At 73.2% G+C, this 16,701-nt stretch carries 14 protein-coding genes; 8 read left to right on the top strand and 6 right to left on the bottom strand.

Annotation, left to right across the window (positions count from 1 at the left end; all coding sequences use genetic code 11):
- Positions 1-49: 49 nt before the first annotated feature.
- Together ACTMTJ_RS04515 and ACTMTJ_RS04510 are read right to left on the bottom strand one after the other, a co-directional pair.
- Positions 50-940, bottom strand: coding sequence for a DMT family transporter (locus tag ACTMTJ_RS04515; protein ID WP_441214769.1), 891 nt, complete (start codon positions 938-940; stop codon positions 50-52).
- Between the two features lie 159 nt (positions 941-1,099).
- Positions 1,100-1,801, bottom strand: coding sequence for a hypothetical protein (locus ACTMTJ_RS04510; RefSeq protein ID WP_441214768.1), 702 nt, complete (start codon positions 1,799-1,801; stop codon positions 1,100-1,102).
- 23 nt (positions 1,802-1,824) lie between these two features.
- Between ACTMTJ_RS04510 and ACTMTJ_RS04505 the strand changes: the two genes are divergently transcribed.
- Complete coding sequence (locus tag ACTMTJ_RS04505) at positions 1,825-3,171, top strand: acyl-CoA synthetase (RefSeq protein ID WP_441214767.1); 1,347 nt, start codon at positions 1,825-1,827, stop codon at positions 3,169-3,171.
- Positions 3,172-3,867: 696 nt separating this feature from the next.
- On the opposite strand, the gene ACTMTJ_RS04500 is transcribed toward ACTMTJ_RS04505, so the two are convergent.
- Positions 3,868-5,085 (bottom strand): MFS transporter, encoded by a 1,218-nt coding sequence (locus tag ACTMTJ_RS04500; protein ID WP_441214766.1) that lies wholly within the window; start codon positions 5,083-5,085, stop codon positions 3,868-3,870.
- A 56-nt stretch (positions 5,086-5,141) separates the two neighbouring features.
- Between ACTMTJ_RS04500 and ACTMTJ_RS04495 the strand changes: the two genes are divergently transcribed.
- Complete coding sequence (locus ACTMTJ_RS04495; RefSeq protein WP_441214765.1) at positions 5,142-6,116, top strand: LacI family DNA-binding transcriptional regulator; 975 nt, start codon at positions 5,142-5,144, stop codon at positions 6,114-6,116.
- A gap of 3 nt (positions 6,117-6,119) precedes the next feature.
- Here ACTMTJ_RS04495 and ACTMTJ_RS04490 read toward each other — a convergent pair whose 3' ends face one another.
- Positions 6,120-6,650 carry a hypothetical protein gene (locus ACTMTJ_RS04490; RefSeq protein WP_441214764.1) on the bottom strand — a complete coding sequence of 177 codons (531 nt, stop codon included), beginning with the start codon at positions 6,648-6,650 and terminating at the stop codon, positions 6,120-6,122.
- 111 nt (positions 6,651-6,761) lie between these two features.
- On the opposite strand from ACTMTJ_RS04490, the gene ACTMTJ_RS04485 reads away from it, so the two are divergent.
- Positions 6,762-7,940 (top strand): baeRF2 domain-containing protein, encoded by a 1,179-nt coding sequence (locus tag ACTMTJ_RS04485; protein ID WP_441214763.1) that lies wholly within the window; start codon positions 6,762-6,764, stop codon positions 7,938-7,940.
- Here ACTMTJ_RS04485 and ACTMTJ_RS04480 read toward each other — a convergent pair.
- Both ACTMTJ_RS04480 and ACTMTJ_RS04475 read right to left on the bottom strand, forming a co-directional pair.
- Positions 7,913-9,022 (bottom strand): glycosyltransferase, encoded by a 1,110-nt coding sequence (locus ACTMTJ_RS04480; RefSeq protein ID WP_441214762.1) that lies wholly within the window; start codon positions 9,020-9,022, stop codon positions 7,913-7,915. The two genes, ACTMTJ_RS04485 and ACTMTJ_RS04480, sit on opposite strands and share 28 nt — an antisense overlap.
- A gap of 8 nt (positions 9,023-9,030) precedes the next feature.
- A complete protein-coding gene (locus ACTMTJ_RS04475) occupies positions 9,031-10,020 on the bottom strand; it encodes a glucosyl-3-phosphoglycerate synthase (RefSeq protein ID WP_441214761.1) in 990 nt (329 codons plus the stop codon).
- A gap of 68 nt (positions 10,021-10,088) precedes the next feature.
- Here ACTMTJ_RS04475 and ACTMTJ_RS04470 point away from each other — a divergent pair, with 68 nt between their 5' ends.
- From ACTMTJ_RS04470 to ACTMTJ_RS04450, 5 genes are read left to right on the top strand one after another with little or no spacing between them, the layout of a single operon-like run.
- Complete coding sequence (locus tag ACTMTJ_RS04470; protein ID WP_441214760.1) at positions 10,089-11,042, top strand: Gfo/Idh/MocA family protein; 954 nt, start codon at positions 10,089-10,091, stop codon at positions 11,040-11,042.
- The gene (locus ACTMTJ_RS04465; protein WP_441214759.1) at positions 11,035-12,123 is read left to right on the top strand and encodes a zinc-dependent alcohol dehydrogenase; all 1,089 of its coding nucleotides are present in this window, start codon (positions 11,035-11,037) and stop codon (positions 12,121-12,123) included. Before ACTMTJ_RS04470 ends, ACTMTJ_RS04465 begins: the two co-directional genes overlap by 8 nt.
- Before the next feature lie 18 nt (positions 12,124-12,141).
- Positions 12,142-14,430: an accessory Sec system translocase SecA2 gene (secA2, locus tag ACTMTJ_RS04460; protein ID WP_441214758.1), complete on the top strand. Its 2,289-nt coding sequence runs from the start codon at positions 12,142-12,144 to the stop codon at positions 14,428-14,430.
- Between the two features lie 13 nt (positions 14,431-14,443).
- A complete protein-coding gene (gene lpdA / locus ACTMTJ_RS04455; protein ID WP_441214757.1) occupies positions 14,444-15,823 on the top strand; it encodes a dihydrolipoyl dehydrogenase in 1,380 nt (459 codons plus the stop codon).
- Between the two features lie 11 nt (positions 15,824-15,834).
- A complete protein-coding gene (locus tag ACTMTJ_RS04450) occupies positions 15,835-16,404 on the top strand; it encodes a hypothetical protein (RefSeq protein WP_441214756.1) in 570 nt (189 codons plus the stop codon).
- Positions 16,405-16,701 lie beyond the last annotated feature (297 nt).

Raw genomic sequence — 16,701 nt, 5'->3', positions numbered from 1 at the left:
GACCCCGAAGGCCCGAATCTTTTGTCCAAGGAGGATCCAGAGGCCGAAGCTAGACCAGGGCGGGCTCGCGGTCCGGCGTGGGATTGGGCGTAGGGGGAGTCGGGGGCGTCGACCGGTCGGGCTGGGCGAGGGCGACCACGCCGAGCGCGGCGACCGCGGCCGCGGCCAGAGCGGCGGCCGCGCCGGCGGTGCCGCCCACGAAGCGTTCGCCGAGCAGCACCATGCCGATCACCGCCGAGGCGATCGGGTTGGCCAAGGTGACGGTGGCGAGCGGCGCGCCGAGGCCGGAGTGGCGGTAGGCCATCTGGGAGAGCAGCAGGCCGCCGACCGCCATCGCGGCGAGCACGAGCGCGAGCGGGCTCAGCAGGGCGAGCGGGCCGTCTTCGCTGGTGCGCAGCGCGACGGTCTGGGTCAGCGCGGACGCGACCGCGAAGGCCACGCCGGACGCGGCGGCGTTGAGCAGGCTGCGGACGACCAGGGGGCGGGACAGGCGGGCGGCGGCCATCAGGACGGCCACGGTCACGGTGGCGGCGATGGCCAGCGTGGTGGCGTCGCGCCCGGTCAGCGCCTCGGCACCGGTCGCGGGGCTCACCAGCAACAGGAGCACCACGAGGCCGGCGACCGTGTATCCGGCGCCGCGCCAGTGGCGGGCCGAGACGCGCCGGCCGGCCAGTGCCGCGCCCATCGGCAAGGCCAGCACGAGCGTCAGCACGCCCAGCGGCTGCACGAGGGAGAGCGGGCCGAAGGCGAGCGCCGCGACGTGCAGCGCGCCGCCGGCCGCGTTGAGACCCACCGCGAACCACCACCGGCCCCGGCGCAGCAGCGCCAGGACGGGCATGCGCACAGCTTCGGCGGCCAGTCGCTCCTGCACCACTGCCCCCGCCGCGTACGCCGCTGCTGACGCGATCGCGAAGATCACGGCCAGCGCTACCGCACTCATGACAACGATGATCTCTCGCGAAACGTCGTTCGGCGTCCACCACCAGTTGGTTTGTGCGCTACGTCATGCGCGGTAGGACGTCCGTCACGCCTCATCCTCAAGAGGGATGTGGAACTCTGCCGGCTGGCTCGCTCCGCCGCTTCGGCCCCGGACGCCGGCTCAATCCGAGCCGGCCGCCGCGCGCCCAGCTTCGGGTTGTGCCAGCTCCGGGGCCGCCCGATCCTCCATCTCCCACACGTGGTCGAGCACGTGCCAGACGATGCGGCGCACCGCGTACCGGTGGGGCCACTTCGGCTCGTCGCCGGCCTTGGTCGGCTTGCCCAGCAGGGCCAGCAGGTCGGCCCGGAGGGCGCCGACCGCCTCCTCGTCGTCGAAGGTGGGCGTTTTGTGCTTGATGCCGACCTGCCGTGCATAGGCCTGCTCGGCGCCGACCACGTGGTCGAGCATCTTGTCCCGGTCGCGGCCGCCGCCGCGCGGGCCCTTGCGCAGCTCGGCCGGGGAAGCCGCCGCCACCTCGGCGAGCGTCTCCCAGGCGGCGGTCATCAGCTTGGCGGCGCGGGTGGCCTCGGCCGCCTTCACCGGCTCGCGGTCGCCCGCCGAGATCTTGCTGGGGATCCCGAACTCGGTGCCGCCGTCGCCCGGCAGCCGCTCCCGGATCTCGAACGTGTCGCCGATCGTCTTCGGGAAGGTCAGCCCTGCCTTTTCCGCCACCACCGCGTATCGCGGCACGTAGTCGGCGAGCGCGGCGAGGGCCGCCTCCTCCGTCTTGGCCGAACGGCACCACCCCGGCCAGTCGACCGCCCAGGCGAAGACCTTCTTCTGCCCGGTCTCGACGTCGACAACGGTCGGTTTCCGTGCCATCCCCCTAGCCTAGGGTGTCCCGCATGGACCTGCTGCCCGCGCTCACCGGGCGTTTCGGAGATCGTCCCGACGCCGTGCGGGTCGGTGACCGCGCGATGTCCTGGTCCGACCTGGCCGGTGCCGCGAGCGCCCTCGCCGCCCGCGTCGCCGGCGCGCCGGCCGTCGCGGTCACCGCCACCGCGTCGCTGGAGACGATCGTGGCGGTGGTGGGCGGTCTGGCCGCCGGCGTCCCCGTCGTGCCCATCCCGCCCGACTCGGGGCCGATGGAGCGCGCGCACATCCTCGGCGACGCGGGCGCTGAGCTCCTCGACGGCGTCGACGTCCACGCGCGCGGGTCGTTCGCCGCGCGGCCGGCGGGCGGCGCGACCGCGCTCGTCCTCTACACGAGCGGCACGACCGGCGCGCCCAAGGGCGTGCTCCTCAGCCGGGACGCCATCGCCGCCGGCCTGGACGGGCTCGCCGACGCCTGGGCCTGGACCGCCGGCGATACGCTCGTGCACGGCCTCCCGCTGTACCACGTGCACGGACTCGTCCTCGGCGTGCTCGGCGCCCTCCGCACCGGCTCCCGGCTGGTGCACACGGTCCGCCCCCGCCCCGAGGCGTACGCGGCGGCCGCCGGCACCCTCTACTTCGGGGTACCCACCGTCTGGCACCGCGTCGCGGCCGACCCGGCGGCGGCCCGCGCGCTGGTGCCGGCGCGGCTGCTGGTGTCGGGCAGCGCCGCCCTTGCCGTGCCGGTATTCACGGCGCTGCGCGAGCTGACCGGGCACGAGCTGGTCGAGCGGTACGGCATGACCGAAACCCTCATCACCGTCGCCACCCGCGCCGACGGCGAACGGCGGCCGGGCGCGGTAGGCCGGCCGATCGCCGGCGTCGAGACCCGCCTGGTCGGCGAGGACGGCGCGCCGGCACCGCACGACGGCGAGGCCGTGGGCGAGCTCCAGGTCCGCGGCGCCACGCTCTTCTCCGGCTACCTGAACCGGCCGGACGCGACCGCGGCCGCGTACACGGAGGACGGGTGGTTCCGCACCGGCGACGTGGCCACCGTCGGCCCGGACGGCTGGCACCGCGTCGTCGGCCGCTCGTCCACCGACCTCATCAAGAGCGGCGGCTACCGCGTCGGGGCCGGCGAGGTGGAAAACGCGCTGCTCGCCCACCCCGCGGTCCGCGAGGCCGCCGTCGTCGGCGCACCCCACGACGAGCTGGGGCAGGAGATCGTCGCGTACGTCGTGGCGGACGGCGTGGAGGCGGACGAGCTGATCGGCTTCGTCGCCAGCCAGCTGTCGGCGCACAAACGGCCGCGCCAAGTCCGCTTCCTGCCCGAACTGCCCCGCAACGACATGGGCAAGGTCCAGAAGCAACGTCTGTAGGAGGGGTAACGCGGTGCCTCAGGCTTGAATGGCCCCGGTTCGTGTCAGCTGCGGACCACTGCTCCCGCCGGAGAACGCGCGGGTCGGCGGGCCGTCTCCGGCTGGTTCGGTTTGTTGGTGGGTGGTTGCGGAGTCGGGGTGGCTTCGACCCCTATTTGGACAGAGATTTGAGCTACCGCGATGTCCGTCGTGGTCCAGACCGTTGCTCCCGCGGCCTCACCCGTCCGCCGTTGGTCGCGATCACCCTGCGCGCAACCGGCCGGGAGGAAAGGGGGCGTGGTGACGGAGCTCGCGCCAGGCGGTGGTCGACGTTTGTCCACAATGTCTGTTCCCGGATCGGCGATCCGGGAAGCGACGGGGAAGTCTGGTCCCTTTGGCTGGTTACGCTGCGTCAGGATGGCGCAGGTAGGCCCCCGCGCAGACCCGCTCGGGCTTGTCTCGCGGAGCTGGCAGTGGACGGCCGGGGGTTTCGGCGAGCGCTGCGAGCCGCCGGCCGGGAGCGGTGCCCGCGGGAGCATACGGTCCGCCGCTGACGCGGACGTGGGCAAATCTGCCTTGAAGCAACGCCGCGACGAGCGGCGACCCTGACCCCGAAAGGTCTCTAGATCCACTGGCTTATGGGTGGCGGCGAAGGGGCTCTGAGGGTGCGCACGGGTCGCATGGTTATGCACTGCGCGGCAACTCCGACGCCGAAAGCTAGTCGACGGCGGCCTTCACGGGTTCGGGGGTTCGTGTCGGGGTGCGGGGTGGGCGGAGAGCGGGCACCAGCGCTAGCGCGGGGAGGATCAGCAGGGGCACGACCAGCAGGGCGCGGAGCACGCCCACCCGGTCGCCGAGCAGGCCGACGAACGGTGGGCCGGCCAGGAACGCGGTGTAGCCGATCACCGCGACCACGCTCACCCGCGCCGGCGCCCGGTTCTCGTCGTCGGCGGCGGCGCTCATCCCGACCGGGAAGCCGAGGCAGGCGCCGAGGCCCCACAGGGCCACGCCGGCGAGCGCGAGGGGTACGGAGTCGGCGTACACCGCTACGGCGGCGCCGGCGGCGGCGAACGCCATTGTCGTCCACAGCACCCGGAGCCGGCCCCAGCGGTCCAGCGCCAGCGTGCCGGCGGTGCGGCCTACGGTCATCGCGGCCACGAAGATGCCGAAGCTCGCCGCGCCGGCCGCCTCGCTCACGCCGTGCCCGTCCACGAACGCGACCGCGAGCCAGTCGTTGGCGGTGCCCTCGGTGAACGCCATCACCAGCACCAGCAGTCCGATGAGGACGGTGCGCGGCTCGCGCCAGGCGGCGAGCAGGCCGCCACCCTTCGCGCCGCCCTCGGCGGCCGCCCGCTCGTCCGGTAGGAAGGAGCGGACCGCCACCAGCGTGCCGGCGCCGACTACCACCGCGATCACCGCCAGGTGGGCCGCGATCGGCACGCCGGCCCGCGCGGCGGCCGCGCCCAGGCCGGCGCCGGCGACGGTGCCCAGGCTCCAGGCGGCGTGGAAGCGCGGCATGATGGTGCGCTCCAGCTTGCGCTCGACGGCGGCCGCCTCGACGTTCATCGCGACCTCGCAGCTGCCCGCGCCGAAGCCGATCGCGAAGAGCCCCGCACCCACCGCCGGGGCCCAACCCCAGGCGTCCGCGGCCACGCCGGCCCCGACCAGACCGGCGGCCATCGCCAGGCCGGCGACGGCGACGGTACGGGCGGTGCCGAGCCGGTTCGCGATCAGGCCGGCCAGTGGCAGGGCCAGCAGCGAGCCGGCGGAGAGGCTCAGCATGAGCAGGCCGAGCTCGCCCGCGGTGAGGCCGAGCGCGTCACGGGCGGCCGGCACCCGCGCGAACCACGTCGCGACCGCCAGTCCGTTGAGGCCGAAGGCCGCGGCGACCCCGTTGCGGGCGGCGATGACGTAGCGAGGGTGCTGCGGGCGCATTGGTGAATCACAACGCTGAGAGCGTTCTCATCTCAAGCGGGTGCATGATTTCTCTCATGGCACCAACGTTGGACGACGTCGCCCGCGCCGCGGGTGTCTCCCGCTCGACCGCGTCCCGGGTCCTGGCCGGCTACGGCTTCGCGTCGCCCGCCGCCCGCGACCGGGTACGGGTCGCCGCCGACCGACTCGGGTACGCCCCCGACCAGGTCGCCCGCGCACTCAAGACCGGCGCCGGCTACCGCCTCGTGGTCGCGATCGCCGGCGCCACCCCCGCCGTGCTCGACGACCCGTACGTGGACCGCGTGCTCCGCTCCGCCGCGGAGACCGGCGCGCCCTACGACGTGGGCGTCTCGCTGGTGTGGCTGCCGGTGGACGACCCGGGCCCGGTGCTGCGCCGGCTCGCCGAGGACCGCGGCGTGCGCGGGCTGATCGTCGCGAACACCACGGACGCCGTGTTCGCCGCCATGCCACCCGCCCTCGCCGGCCGGGTGGCGTCGATCGGGGTGGGCTCGCGCGACGTCCCGTCGTTCGACGTCGACAACGGCGGCGCCACCACCGCGATGATCCACCACATGTACACCACCGGCCGCCGCCGCGTCGCCATGGTCACCGGCCCGCGGTGGATGCCGTGCACCCAGCGCCCGATCGACGCGTACCGCGCCGCCGCGGCCGAGGTGGGCCTGCCGGTGCGCCTGGTGCCGGGCGACTTCACGGCCGCCTCCGGCCGCGCGGCCGCGGAGCGGATCCTGGACCGCTGGCCGGACACCGACGCGGTCTTCGCCACCAGCGACGCGATGGCGCTGGGCGCGCTCGCCGCGCTCCGCACCCGAGGCCTCGACGTGCCCGGCGACATGGCGGTGGCCGGCTTCGACGACATCCCGTTCGCCGCGCTGAGCCTGCCGTCGCTGACGACCGCGACCCACCCGGTGGAGCACATCGCGGCGGGAGCGGCGTCGGCGGTGCTGACCGGCGCCCGCGTCCCACCGGTCACCGCCTACCCCTCACATGTGGTCACCCGCGAGACGGCGTAGCGGTCAGGTGATCACCGTGCAGGCGGCGACCGTGGCGAAGACGAGCAGGCCCAGCAGGGCCTGGGTCAGCAGAGCCGGGCCCAGGTGGGACCAGAGCGTCGGGGTGTGCGGGGTCAGCAGCTGAGCGGTCGTCAGGTTGACGATCTTTTCGACGCGGGGGGCGAGTTCCGGGTCTTTCTGGCGGCGGACCGTGACCTGTACGTGGTCGCGCGGTTCCAGTGCGCTTTGCGGCAGGTGGCCGTGGATTTCCATTTCGCAGAGGACGCCGTCGGTGGCGCGGACGCGCATCGGGGTGACCAGGTACTCGGGGCCCTTCTTGAGCTCTTTCCACTTGCGGCCGCCGCCGGAGCCGGCCCGCAGCAGCGAAAGGATCAGGCGGACCACGGCCGCGGCGGCCAGTACGCCGACCAGGACGGGCTGGCCGATTTTGATCTCGCGCGGATAGCCGGCCTCGAGCTTGACCACGTGGCCGTTGATGATGGGGCCCGGCCGGTGCGACACGGGTTCGGGGAAGAGCTCCCGGTCCCAGGTCATGGCAGTCCTACCGATTGTTTATCGCGCAAGTACTCAGCGTATCGATTGCCGCGCATTTCCACGAGGGGGCGGCGGGTGAGTGAATGCGTTGTCATCGGGTATGGCGACGTCATGGACCTCTCATTCCTGCGGTCGCTTTACGCCCACCCGGGGCCCTGGGCGTCGGCCTACCTGGATGCCACCCCGGACACCGAGGACGCCGCGCGGGCGGTGGCGCTGCGCTGGCGGGCGCTGCGCGAGAGCCTCGCCGGGCAGGGGGCCAGCGCCGGCCTGCTGAGCGCGATGGACCAGGCGCTCGACGCTGCGCCGGCCGAGCCGGACCGGCGGGGGGTCGCGCTGTTCGTGAGCGAGGCGGCGCCGGACGACGTGACCGTCGAGCGGCTGCCCACGCCACCGCGGGCGGACCTGGCCCGGTACGGCGCGCTGCCGCACACCATGCCCCTCGTCGCCCAGCGCGGTGAGGAGGTCGGCTGGCTGCGTGTCGTGGCGGACCGGACCGGCGGCGACCTGACCGCGTTCGACACCGGTGGGGTGCGGCCGGGTGCGGGCGTGGCGCCGCCCGCCGAGGCGGGCACGGTGCCGCCGACCGGGACGGTGCGGCACAGCGAGACCGTGCGGGGGCACGAGTCGTACCCGATCCGGAAGGTCAAGCCGGGCGGGTGGTCGCAGGCGCGGTACCAGCGGGAGGCGGAGACCACCTGGCAGCGCAACACCGGCGACGTGGCCGCCGCCACGACGGAGCTGGCCGACACGCTCGGGCCGGACGTGCTGGTCCTGGCCGGGGACGTGCGGGCCCGCCAGCTGCTCCTGGACCAGCTGCCCAAGCGGTGGCGGGAGCGGGCGGTGGTGACCGACGCGGGTTCGCGGGCGGCCGGCGCCGACCCGGAGCCGCTGGACGACGCGACGACCGTGGCGGTCGCCGACGTGGCCGACCGGCGTACCCGGGACGCGGTGGACCGGTTCGGCGCGCAGGCGGGGGTCGGCAACGGGCTCGCCGCCGTCGTCAACGCCCTCCAGCGCGAACAGGTCGAGGCGATGCTGATCGTGGACGACCCGTCGTCGACCGACGAGCTGTGGATCGGGCCGGAGCCGGCGCAGCTGGCGCTCGACCCGGCGCAGCTGACCGAGATGGGTGTCGAGGAGCCGGTGCGGGTGCGGGCGGACGCCGCGCTGGTCCGCGCCGTCGCCGGCACCGGGGCCGACCTGGTCCTGGTCGGCCCCGACGACGCCGACCTGCGCCACGGGGTGGGCGCGGTCCTGCGTTACACGGACGCGAGCACCGCCCGGTAGAGCTCCACGTAGCGGGCCGCCATCACGGCGGGGGTGAAGCGCCGCGCCGCCTCGCGCATCGCCTCGGCGGGGTCGAGCTTGGCGGCCGCCTCCACCAGGTCGGGCAGCTCGTCCTCGTGCGCGGTGAGGAAGCCGGTGCGGCCGTGGTCGACAAGCTCGGGCAGGCAGCCCATCGACAGGCCCACGACGGGCGTGCCCAGCGCGAGCGCCTCGACCACGAACGTCCCGCCCGGCTCGGCCCAGCGCAGCGGCGCGAGCACCGCGCGGGCGCCGGCGACCAGGTCGTCGCGGGCCGGTGGGCGTACGGTGCCGAGCCAGCGCACCCGCCGACCGTCCACATAGGGCTCGACCTTCTCGCGGAAGTAGGCCACGTCGGGATTGTCCGAAGTGGAGACCGCCGCGAGGTCCGAAGGGGAGTGGTACGGCCCCACCGGGCCGGCCAGGATCAGGTCGAAGCCGTGCTCGTGCGCCAGCCGCGCGCCCAGGTCCTGCCCTTTGCCGGGCGTGATCCGGCCCAGGATCACGACGTGGTCGCCCTTGTCCGGCGGCCGCCGCCGGTCGGCGCCGTCGGCCAGCGGCGTGGCCAGGTGTACGTGGCCGACCGCGTGCGCGCGCAACGCCTCGGGCGCCCGGGACAGCTGGTTCGCGGAGACGCCGTTGACCCACACCCGGCCCCCGCCCTCGAACGTGCCGTACAGCTCGGGGTGCTTGTGCAGGTCCCAGTGCAGCGTGTGCAGCACCGGCGGGTCGTCCCGGCCGAGCGCGGCCAGCGTGGACAGGCCGGCCGCCTCGACGTGGTCGTGCACGAGGTCGATGTCGCCGCGCTCGCGTACCGCCCGGACGACCGCGTGTTGGTGCGCCGGTACGACGCCGTTGACCTGGTTGTACGGGCGTTGAAGCTGGGGAAACTGGGGCGAGGGGAAGACCGACACGAGCTCGTCGACGTCCAAAGTGGAGCTGCCGACGCTGGCCAGCACCACCTCCACGCCCAGCTCGCGCAGCGGGGGGACGAGCGTGGCCACGATGTTCTCGATGCCGCCGTAGCCGTCCGGCGGGACGGGCAGCCACGGGCCCGCGTTCATGAGGACCTTCACGAGACGACCCGCAGCCGGGCCAGCGGGGGGCGTTCGCTCACCGACACGTCGTGCGTCACGACCTCGCGGCCGAGGCCGGGCAGCGCGTCCTCGCCGCCCCGCCGGAACTGGGTCAGCGCGCCGGCCACCGGCTGCGCCGTCGGCACGACGCCCTGGCGGTACAGGCGGGACCAGGCGGTGTACAGGATCTGCGCGGCCATTCGCCCCAGCGCCTCGGTGCTCTGGTGGCGGTGGTGGCGCTCGCCGAGGTCCACCTGGGCGAGCGCGTCGAGGCCCACCGTCTCCAGCAGGTCGATGAGCATGGCGAGCTCGACGCCGTACCCGGAGACGAAGGGCAGCTGTTCGAGGACCTCGCGGCGGCCCGCGTACTCGCCCGCGAGGGGCTGCACGAAACCGGCCAACTCGGGCCAGAAGAGGTTGAGCAGCGGGCGGGCCATGAGTTCGGTGACCCGGCCGCCGCCGTCGCGTTCGGTGTCGGCCGAGGCTTCGAGCGGCCGGTGGTAGAAGCCTTTGACGTACACGACCGAGGGGTCGGTGAGCAGGGGCCCGAGCAGCCCGGTCACGAAGTGTGGCCGGAACTCGCGCAGGTCGGCGTCGACGAACGCCACGACATCGCCGCGCGCGGCCGCGAGGCCGGCCCACAGCGCGTCGCCCTTCCCCTCCAGCCGGGGCAGGCCCCGGGTCATCTGGTCCTGGTCGACCACCCGCGCGCCGGCCTCGCCCGCGACGCGCGCGGTCTCGTCACCGGAACGGGAGTCGACGACGATGACCTCGTCCACGAGCGGAAGCCGCTCGACGAGGTGCCGGCGGATCGTACGGACGATCTCACCGACCGTGTCCTGCTCGTCGCGGGCGGGGAGCACGACGGACACCGTGCTGGATCCCTTCGCCCGGACCAGATCTCGGGGTTGCCACTGGCTGGCGGTGCCGGTCCGGTACGCGGACCAGGCCTCCACGACAGGGCTCACCGAAAGCGGATGCCACATGGGGGAGTGGTTTCCCAAAGATCGGGTATCCAACCGCCGCGACAGTCGGGCGTTGGGAGCGAGAACACATGGGTGGAACGTGCGCCGTCGCCATTGTCGGTGCGGGCAACGTGGCGCGGCGCCACGCCAGCGTGCTGTCCGGTTTCCCGGACGTGCGCGTCGTGGGCGTGACCGACGTGGTACCCGACGCGGCCGGCGCGCTCGCGGCCGAGCACGGCGCGCTGGCGTACCCGGACGTAGCGGCTCTCGTCGATGCCCAACCGGATGCTGTATACGTATGCGTGCCACCTTTCGCGCACGGGCCGGCCGAGGAGGCGGTGCTCGCCGCGGGGCTGCCGATGTTCGTGGAGAAGCCGCTCGCCGTCGACCTCGCCACCGCCGAACGCATCGCCCCGCTCGCCGAGCGCGTCGTCACCGCGGTCGGGCTGCACTGGCGGTACCTGGCGGTGGTCGAGCGCGCCCGCGACCTGCTCGCCGGCCGCGAGGTGCGGCTGGTCAACGGCGCCTGGCTCGACAAGGTGCCGCCGGTCGACTGGTGGGTGCGGCGCGAGTCCTCCGGCGGGCCGCTGATCGAGCAGGCTCCGCACGTGCTCGACGTCATGCGGCTGCTGGCCGGCGAGGTGGTGCGGGTGCACGCGGCCGGCGGCGGCCGCCCGGCGGTGCAAGGCGCCGACGTCGACGCGGCGACCGCCGCCATGGTGCACTTCGCGAGCGGCGCCCCCGGAACGCTCACCACCGCCTGTGTACTCGGCTGGAAACACCGCGCCGCGGTCGAGGTCATCGCGGACGGTCTGGCCATCGCGGTCGGCGAGGACGCCCTTCTGGTACGGGACGCGGGCGGCGAACACCGCTACCCCGGTGACCCGGTCGCGGCGCGGGTCGCGGTCGACCGGGCGTTCGTCGACGCGGTGCTGGGCGTGGCCGACGACGTGCGCGTGCCCTACGCCGAGGCGCTGCGCACCCACCGCCTCGCCGCCGCCGTGGCCCGCTCGGCCGCGACGGGGGAGGCGGTCGGTGTCTGAGCGGGTCATCGTCGTCACCGCGCCGCAGCACGTGGAGATCCGCGAGCAGGAGCCGGCGCCGCTGCGGGACGGCACCTTCCGGGTCGCCACGCTCTACAGTGGAGTGTCGGCGGGCACCGAGCTGAGCTACGTCAAGGGCACCAACCCGTTACTCTCCGCCCGCCTCGATCCCGAACTCGGCCTGTTCGTGCCCGGCGAACCGGCGCAGGCGTACCCGGTGGAGCGGCTCGGCTACATGGAGGTCGGGCAGGTCACCGAGTCGGCCACCCCGGCCGTCGCGGAGGGCACGGTCGTCGCGATGGCGTACGGGCACCGCACCGGCTACCTCGCCGACCCGCTGGTCGACCGGTGGGTGCCGCTGCCGGCCGACCTCGACCCGATGCTCGGCGTCTACGTGGCGCACGCCGGTCCCATCTGCGCCAACGGTCTGCTGCACGCGGCGGCGGACGTCTTCGGCGCGGGGGTGCGCGACCTCGGCGACGGCGTGCGGGGTCGGCGGGTAGCCGTCGTCGGCGCCGGGATGATCGGTCTTCTGACCGCGGCGTTCGCAATCCGTCACGGCGCGGACTCGGTGCTCGTACTCGACGAGACGTCGCGGCGCCGGGATGTCGCGGCGGCCCTCGGTTGCGCGGTGCTCGACCCGGCGGCCGGTGACCCGGCGGTCGCGGTCAAGAGCCGGTGGCGGCGGGGGCCGGGCGACCGCGGCGCCGACGTGGTCTTCCAGTGCCGGGGGCGGGCGTCGGCGCTGCACCTGGCGACGCGCCTGCTGCGGCCCCAGGGGACCGTCGTCGACCTGGCGTTCTACCAGGGCGGGGCGGGCGAGCTGCGGCTGGGGGAGGAGTTCCACCACAACGGGCTTTCGGTGCGCTGCGCGCAGATCGGGCGAGTGCCGCGCGGTCTCGCCGCCGCCTGGGACCGGGAACGGCTCTCCGCCGAGACGATATCGATGGTGCGCGAGTGCGCCGCGGGGATCCTGCGTCACGTGGTGACCGCGGTGGTGCCGTTCGACAAGGGCCCTGAGCTGCTACGCGACCTCGCGTCGCGAACGCGGCAGGAGGTGGCGACGATCTTGGAATGTTGAATAGTACCGTTGCCCACCATGGGTGTGTCGCAGCGGTTGAAAAGCAGGATGCAGCGCTTCCTCCAGCGCCCGGGTACCACGGTCGACCTCGGCCCGCTGGAGAAGCTGCTCCCCAAGATCAGTAGTCGGGCGGAGGAGCTTGCCGACCTCAGCGACTCCGAGCTGACCGAGAAGGCCGCCGAGGCGACCGACTACGTCGACATCTGCGCGTTCGGGCGGGAGGCGGCCCGGCGCGGGCTCGACCAGACGCCGTACGACGTGCAGCTCCTCGGCGCGATGGCGTTGCTCTCCGGCAAGGTCGCCGAGATGGCCACCGGTGAGGGCAAGACGCTGACCGCCGCGATCGCCGCGTACGGGCACGTGCGCCGCGGCAAGGGCCCGGTCCACGTGATCACGGTCAACGACTACCTCGCCCGCCGCGACGCGCTCTGGATGGCACCGGTCTACCGGCTGCTCGGGCTGACCGTCGGGTGGGTCACCGAGGCGTCCACCCCCGAGCAGCGCCGCGCGGCGTACGGCAACGACGTCACCTACGTCTCGGTCAGCGAGGGCGGCTTCGACTACCTGCGCGACCAGCTGGTCACCGACATCGACGACCGGGTGCAGCGCGAGCTGGCCTGCTGCATCGTCGACGAGGCCGACTCGATCCTCATCGACGAGGCCCGCGTGCCGATGGTGCTGGCCGGCACCGTGCCCGGCGAGCAGGACCCGGTGCACGCCGCGGCCGCCCTGGTCAAGGCCCTGGTCAACAAGCGCCACTACGAGATCGCCGACGACGGCCGGTCGGTCGCGCTCACCGACCGCGGTCTCCGGGCGGTCGAGAAGGCGCTGGGCGGCATCGACCTGTACGCGGACGAGAACGTCGAGCAGCTCTCCGCCGTCAACGTCGCCCTGCACGCCGAGGCGCTGCTGCACCGCGACGTCGACTACATCGTGCGCAACGGCGCGGTCGAGCTCGTCGACGAGATGCGCGGCCGGGTGGCCCAGCGCCGCCGCTGGCCGGACGGGCTCCAGGCGGCCGTCGAGGCCAAGGAGGGGCTGAGCGCCACCGCCGAGGGCGAGGTGCTCGACACGATCACCGTGCAGGCGTACATCGCGCTCTACAAGACGCTCTGCGGCATGACCGCCACCGCGGTGCTGGTCGGCAACGAGCTGCGCGAGTTCTTCAAGCTCGAGGTCGCGGTCATCCCGCCCAACACACCCTGCGTCCGCGTCGACGACGAAGACCGCATCTACGCCACCCGGGCCGAGAAGGAGGAGGCGCTGATCGAGGAGATCCGCCTCACCCACGAGGCGGGCCGCCCGGTGCTGATCGGCACGCTCGACGTCAAGGAGTCCGAGCAGCTCGCCGCCGGCCTCAACACCGCCGGCATCCCCTGCGTCGTGCTCAACGCGAAGAACGACGAGGAGGAGGCGGCGATCATCGCCGAGGCCGGCACGTACGGCGCGGTGACCGTCTCCACCCAGATGGCCGGCCGCGGCGTCGACATCCGCCTCGGCGGCAGCGACCAGGCCGACTACGACCGGATCGCCGAGCTGGGCGGGCTGTACATCATCGGCTCCGGCCGCCACGACAGCCGCCGCGTCGACGACCAGCTGCGCGGCCGCTCCGGCCGGCAGGGCGACCCCGGGCACTCGGTCTTCTTCGTCAGCCTGGAAGACGAGCTCGTCGTGCGCCACGCGCCCGAGCTGATCCCCGCCTCGCCGAAGATGCACGCCGACGGTCTGGTCGTGGACGAGCAGGTCACGTACGCGATCGAGCACGCCCAGCGCGTCGCCGAGGGCGTCAACCACGAGATCCACCGCAACACCTGGCGGTACAGCGTGGTGATCGAGCAGCAGCGCATCGCGCTCGCCGAGCGCCGCGAGCGGCTGCTCACCACCGACGTCGCCGCCGACCTGCTCCGCGACCGCTTCCCGGAGGAGACCGAGGAGATCGACGACGAGCTGCTCTCCCGCATCGGCCGCTCGATCGCGCTCTACCACCTCGACCGCCTGTGGGCCGAGCACCTGGCCGAGCTCAACGAGGTGCGCGAGGGCGTGCACCTGCGGGCGCTGGGGCGGCTCGACCCGCTCGACGAGTTCCACCGGTCGGCGGTGCCGGCGTTCAACGACCTCTTCCCGAAGATCGAGCAGCTCACGCTGGAGACCTTCGAGACGATCGAGGTCACCGAAGACTGGGAACCGGAGGAGGCCACGCTGGTCCGCCCGTCGGCCACCTGGACCTACCTGGTGCACGACAACCCGTTCGGCTCGGAGCTCGACCGGTTGATTTCGGCGGTCGGTCGGCGGTTGTCGTCGCGCTGACTAGGTTTCTTGTATGACTGACCACTTCAACGTCGTGGTGCTGGGCGCCGGACCGGGTGGGTACACCGCCGCGGTCCGGGCCGCCCAGCTCGGCTTGTCGGTTGCCGTCGTCGAGGAGCGGTTCTGGGGCGGGGTCTGCCTCAACATCGGCTGCATCCCCTCGAAGGCGCTGCTGCGCAACGCGGAGCTGGCGCACATCTTCACCCAGGAGGCGAAGACCTTCGGCATCCAGGGCGAGGTGACGTTCGACTACGGCGCCGCGTTCCAGCGCAGCCGCAAGGTCGCCGACGGCCGGGTCAAGGGCGTCAACTACCTGATGAAGAAGAACAAGATCAGGCAGTACGACGCGCGAGGTGTGTTCGTCGATCCTCATACGTTGCGGGTGGGGGATGCCACCGTGACGTTCGACCATTGCATCATCGCGACGGGGGCTACGACGCGGCTTCTGCCCGGGACGTCTTTGTCCCCACGTGTCGTGACTTATGAGGAGCAGATCCTTTCGGACTCGCTGCCGTCGAGCATCGTGATCGCCGGCGCCGGTGCGATCGGCGTCGAGTTCGCCTACGTGCTGGCGAACTACGGCGTGCGCGTGACGATCGTGGAGTTCCTCGACCGCCTCGTGCCGCTGGAGGACGAGGAGGTGTCGGCCGAGCTCGCCAAGCGCTACCGCCGCCTCGGCATCGACGTGCTCACCTCGACGCGCGTGGAGTCGATCTCGGAGTCTGACTCCGGTGTGCGCGTCACCGTGTCGCGCGACGGCCAGCAGCAGGTGCTCGAAGCGGACAAGGTGCTCCAGGCGATCGGCTTCCAGCCCCGCGTCGAGGGCTACGGCCTGGAGAACACCGGCGTCAAGCTCACCGACCGCGGCGCCATCGACGTCGACGGCCGCTGCCGCACCAGCGTGCCGCACATCTTCGCGATCGGCGACGTCACGGCCAAGCTGATGCTCGCGCACGCCGCCGAGTCGATGGGCATCGTGGCCGCCGAGACGATCGGCGACGCGGAGACCATGGAGCTCGACTACGTGATGATTCCGCGCGCCACATACTGCCAGCCGCAGATCGCCAGCTTCGGCTGGACCGAGGCGCAGGCCCGCGAGAAGGGCTTCGACGTGCGCGTCGCGAAGTTCCCCTTCACGGCGAACGGCAAGTCGAACGGCCTCGGCGACACCTCCGGCTTCGTCAAGGTGCTCAGCGACGCGAGGTACGGCGAGCTGCTCGGCGCCCACCTCATCGGCCCGGACGTGACCGAGCTGCTGCCCGAGCTGACCCTGGCCCAGCAATGGGACCTGACGGTGCACGAGGTCGCCCGCAACGTACACGCCCACCCCACCCTCGGCGAGGCCGTCAAGGAAGCCATCCACGGCCTGGCCGGCCACATGATCAACATGTGACACTGGCGGGCGTGGCTCCACCCGCGCACCCGGAGTCCGGCCTGCCCGCGGCCCGCTGGTGGCACCCGGCCGCGTGGACGCTCGACGACGCCCCCGTGCTGGCCTGGCAGGGCTGCCTGGTCCACGCCGTCGACGTCGGCAAGCTGGAGGGCGAGCCCGACGAGGACGACATCGTCGACGACACGATGCCCGTCGACTACCTGCGCGTCGACTTCGACTACATCGTCCGCCGCGTCGAGCCGCAAACCCCCGACGGCCAGCCGCTGTGGTGGGTCGCGCCCGCGACACTCGACTGCGACGCCGGCGGCATCACCGCGGCCATCGGCCACGACGCGCGGCCGGCCCGTCTGGGTCACGGCCGCGTCGAGACGGCAGCGGTGCTGCGCGAGGTGCGGCAGGAGACGCCCCGCACCGGCTGGATCGACCCCGACTGGCGGATCGCGGGCGACGGGCTCGACATCCGCGTCCAGGCCGCGTCGCTCCAGGTCTACATCAGGCAGCCGCCGCGCCTGGTGCCTCGCCCATTCCTAGACCCGGCCGAACGCGGCGGCGTGAGCTTCGCCCGAAGCGCTTTCGCCTAGCCACGCTCCGCGCGCGGGGGTCACGGTGTGGCTCTCGGCGAGCTGTCGACCTGCTCGCACGAATGCGTCCACCGATGATCGTTAGCCCAACACCCAGAGTCTCCCCGGCGTGTCGTCCGGTTTCCGGGCTAACGATCATGGCGCATCTCAGATGCGAGCCGCTTGTCCCGCCATGTGGACCTGGTGCTCGCCCGAAACCCGGGCCGAGTGCGGCGCGTGCGCGCGGCCTGATTCGAGGAGCGCGTGCGCAGCCTCAGCTAAGCGCAGCGCACGGGCGAGCGGTACCGGGCGGGAGTG

Origin of the sequence: Phytohabitans sp. LJ34 (genome assembly GCF_052068095.1) — a bacterium.
In the GTDB taxonomy this organism is placed as follows: Bacteria; Actinomycetota; Actinomycetes; order Mycobacteriales; family Micromonosporaceae; genus Phytohabitans.
Note: the sequence above shows the minus strand (reverse complement) of the source record. Positions and strands in the feature narration are given on the sequence as shown.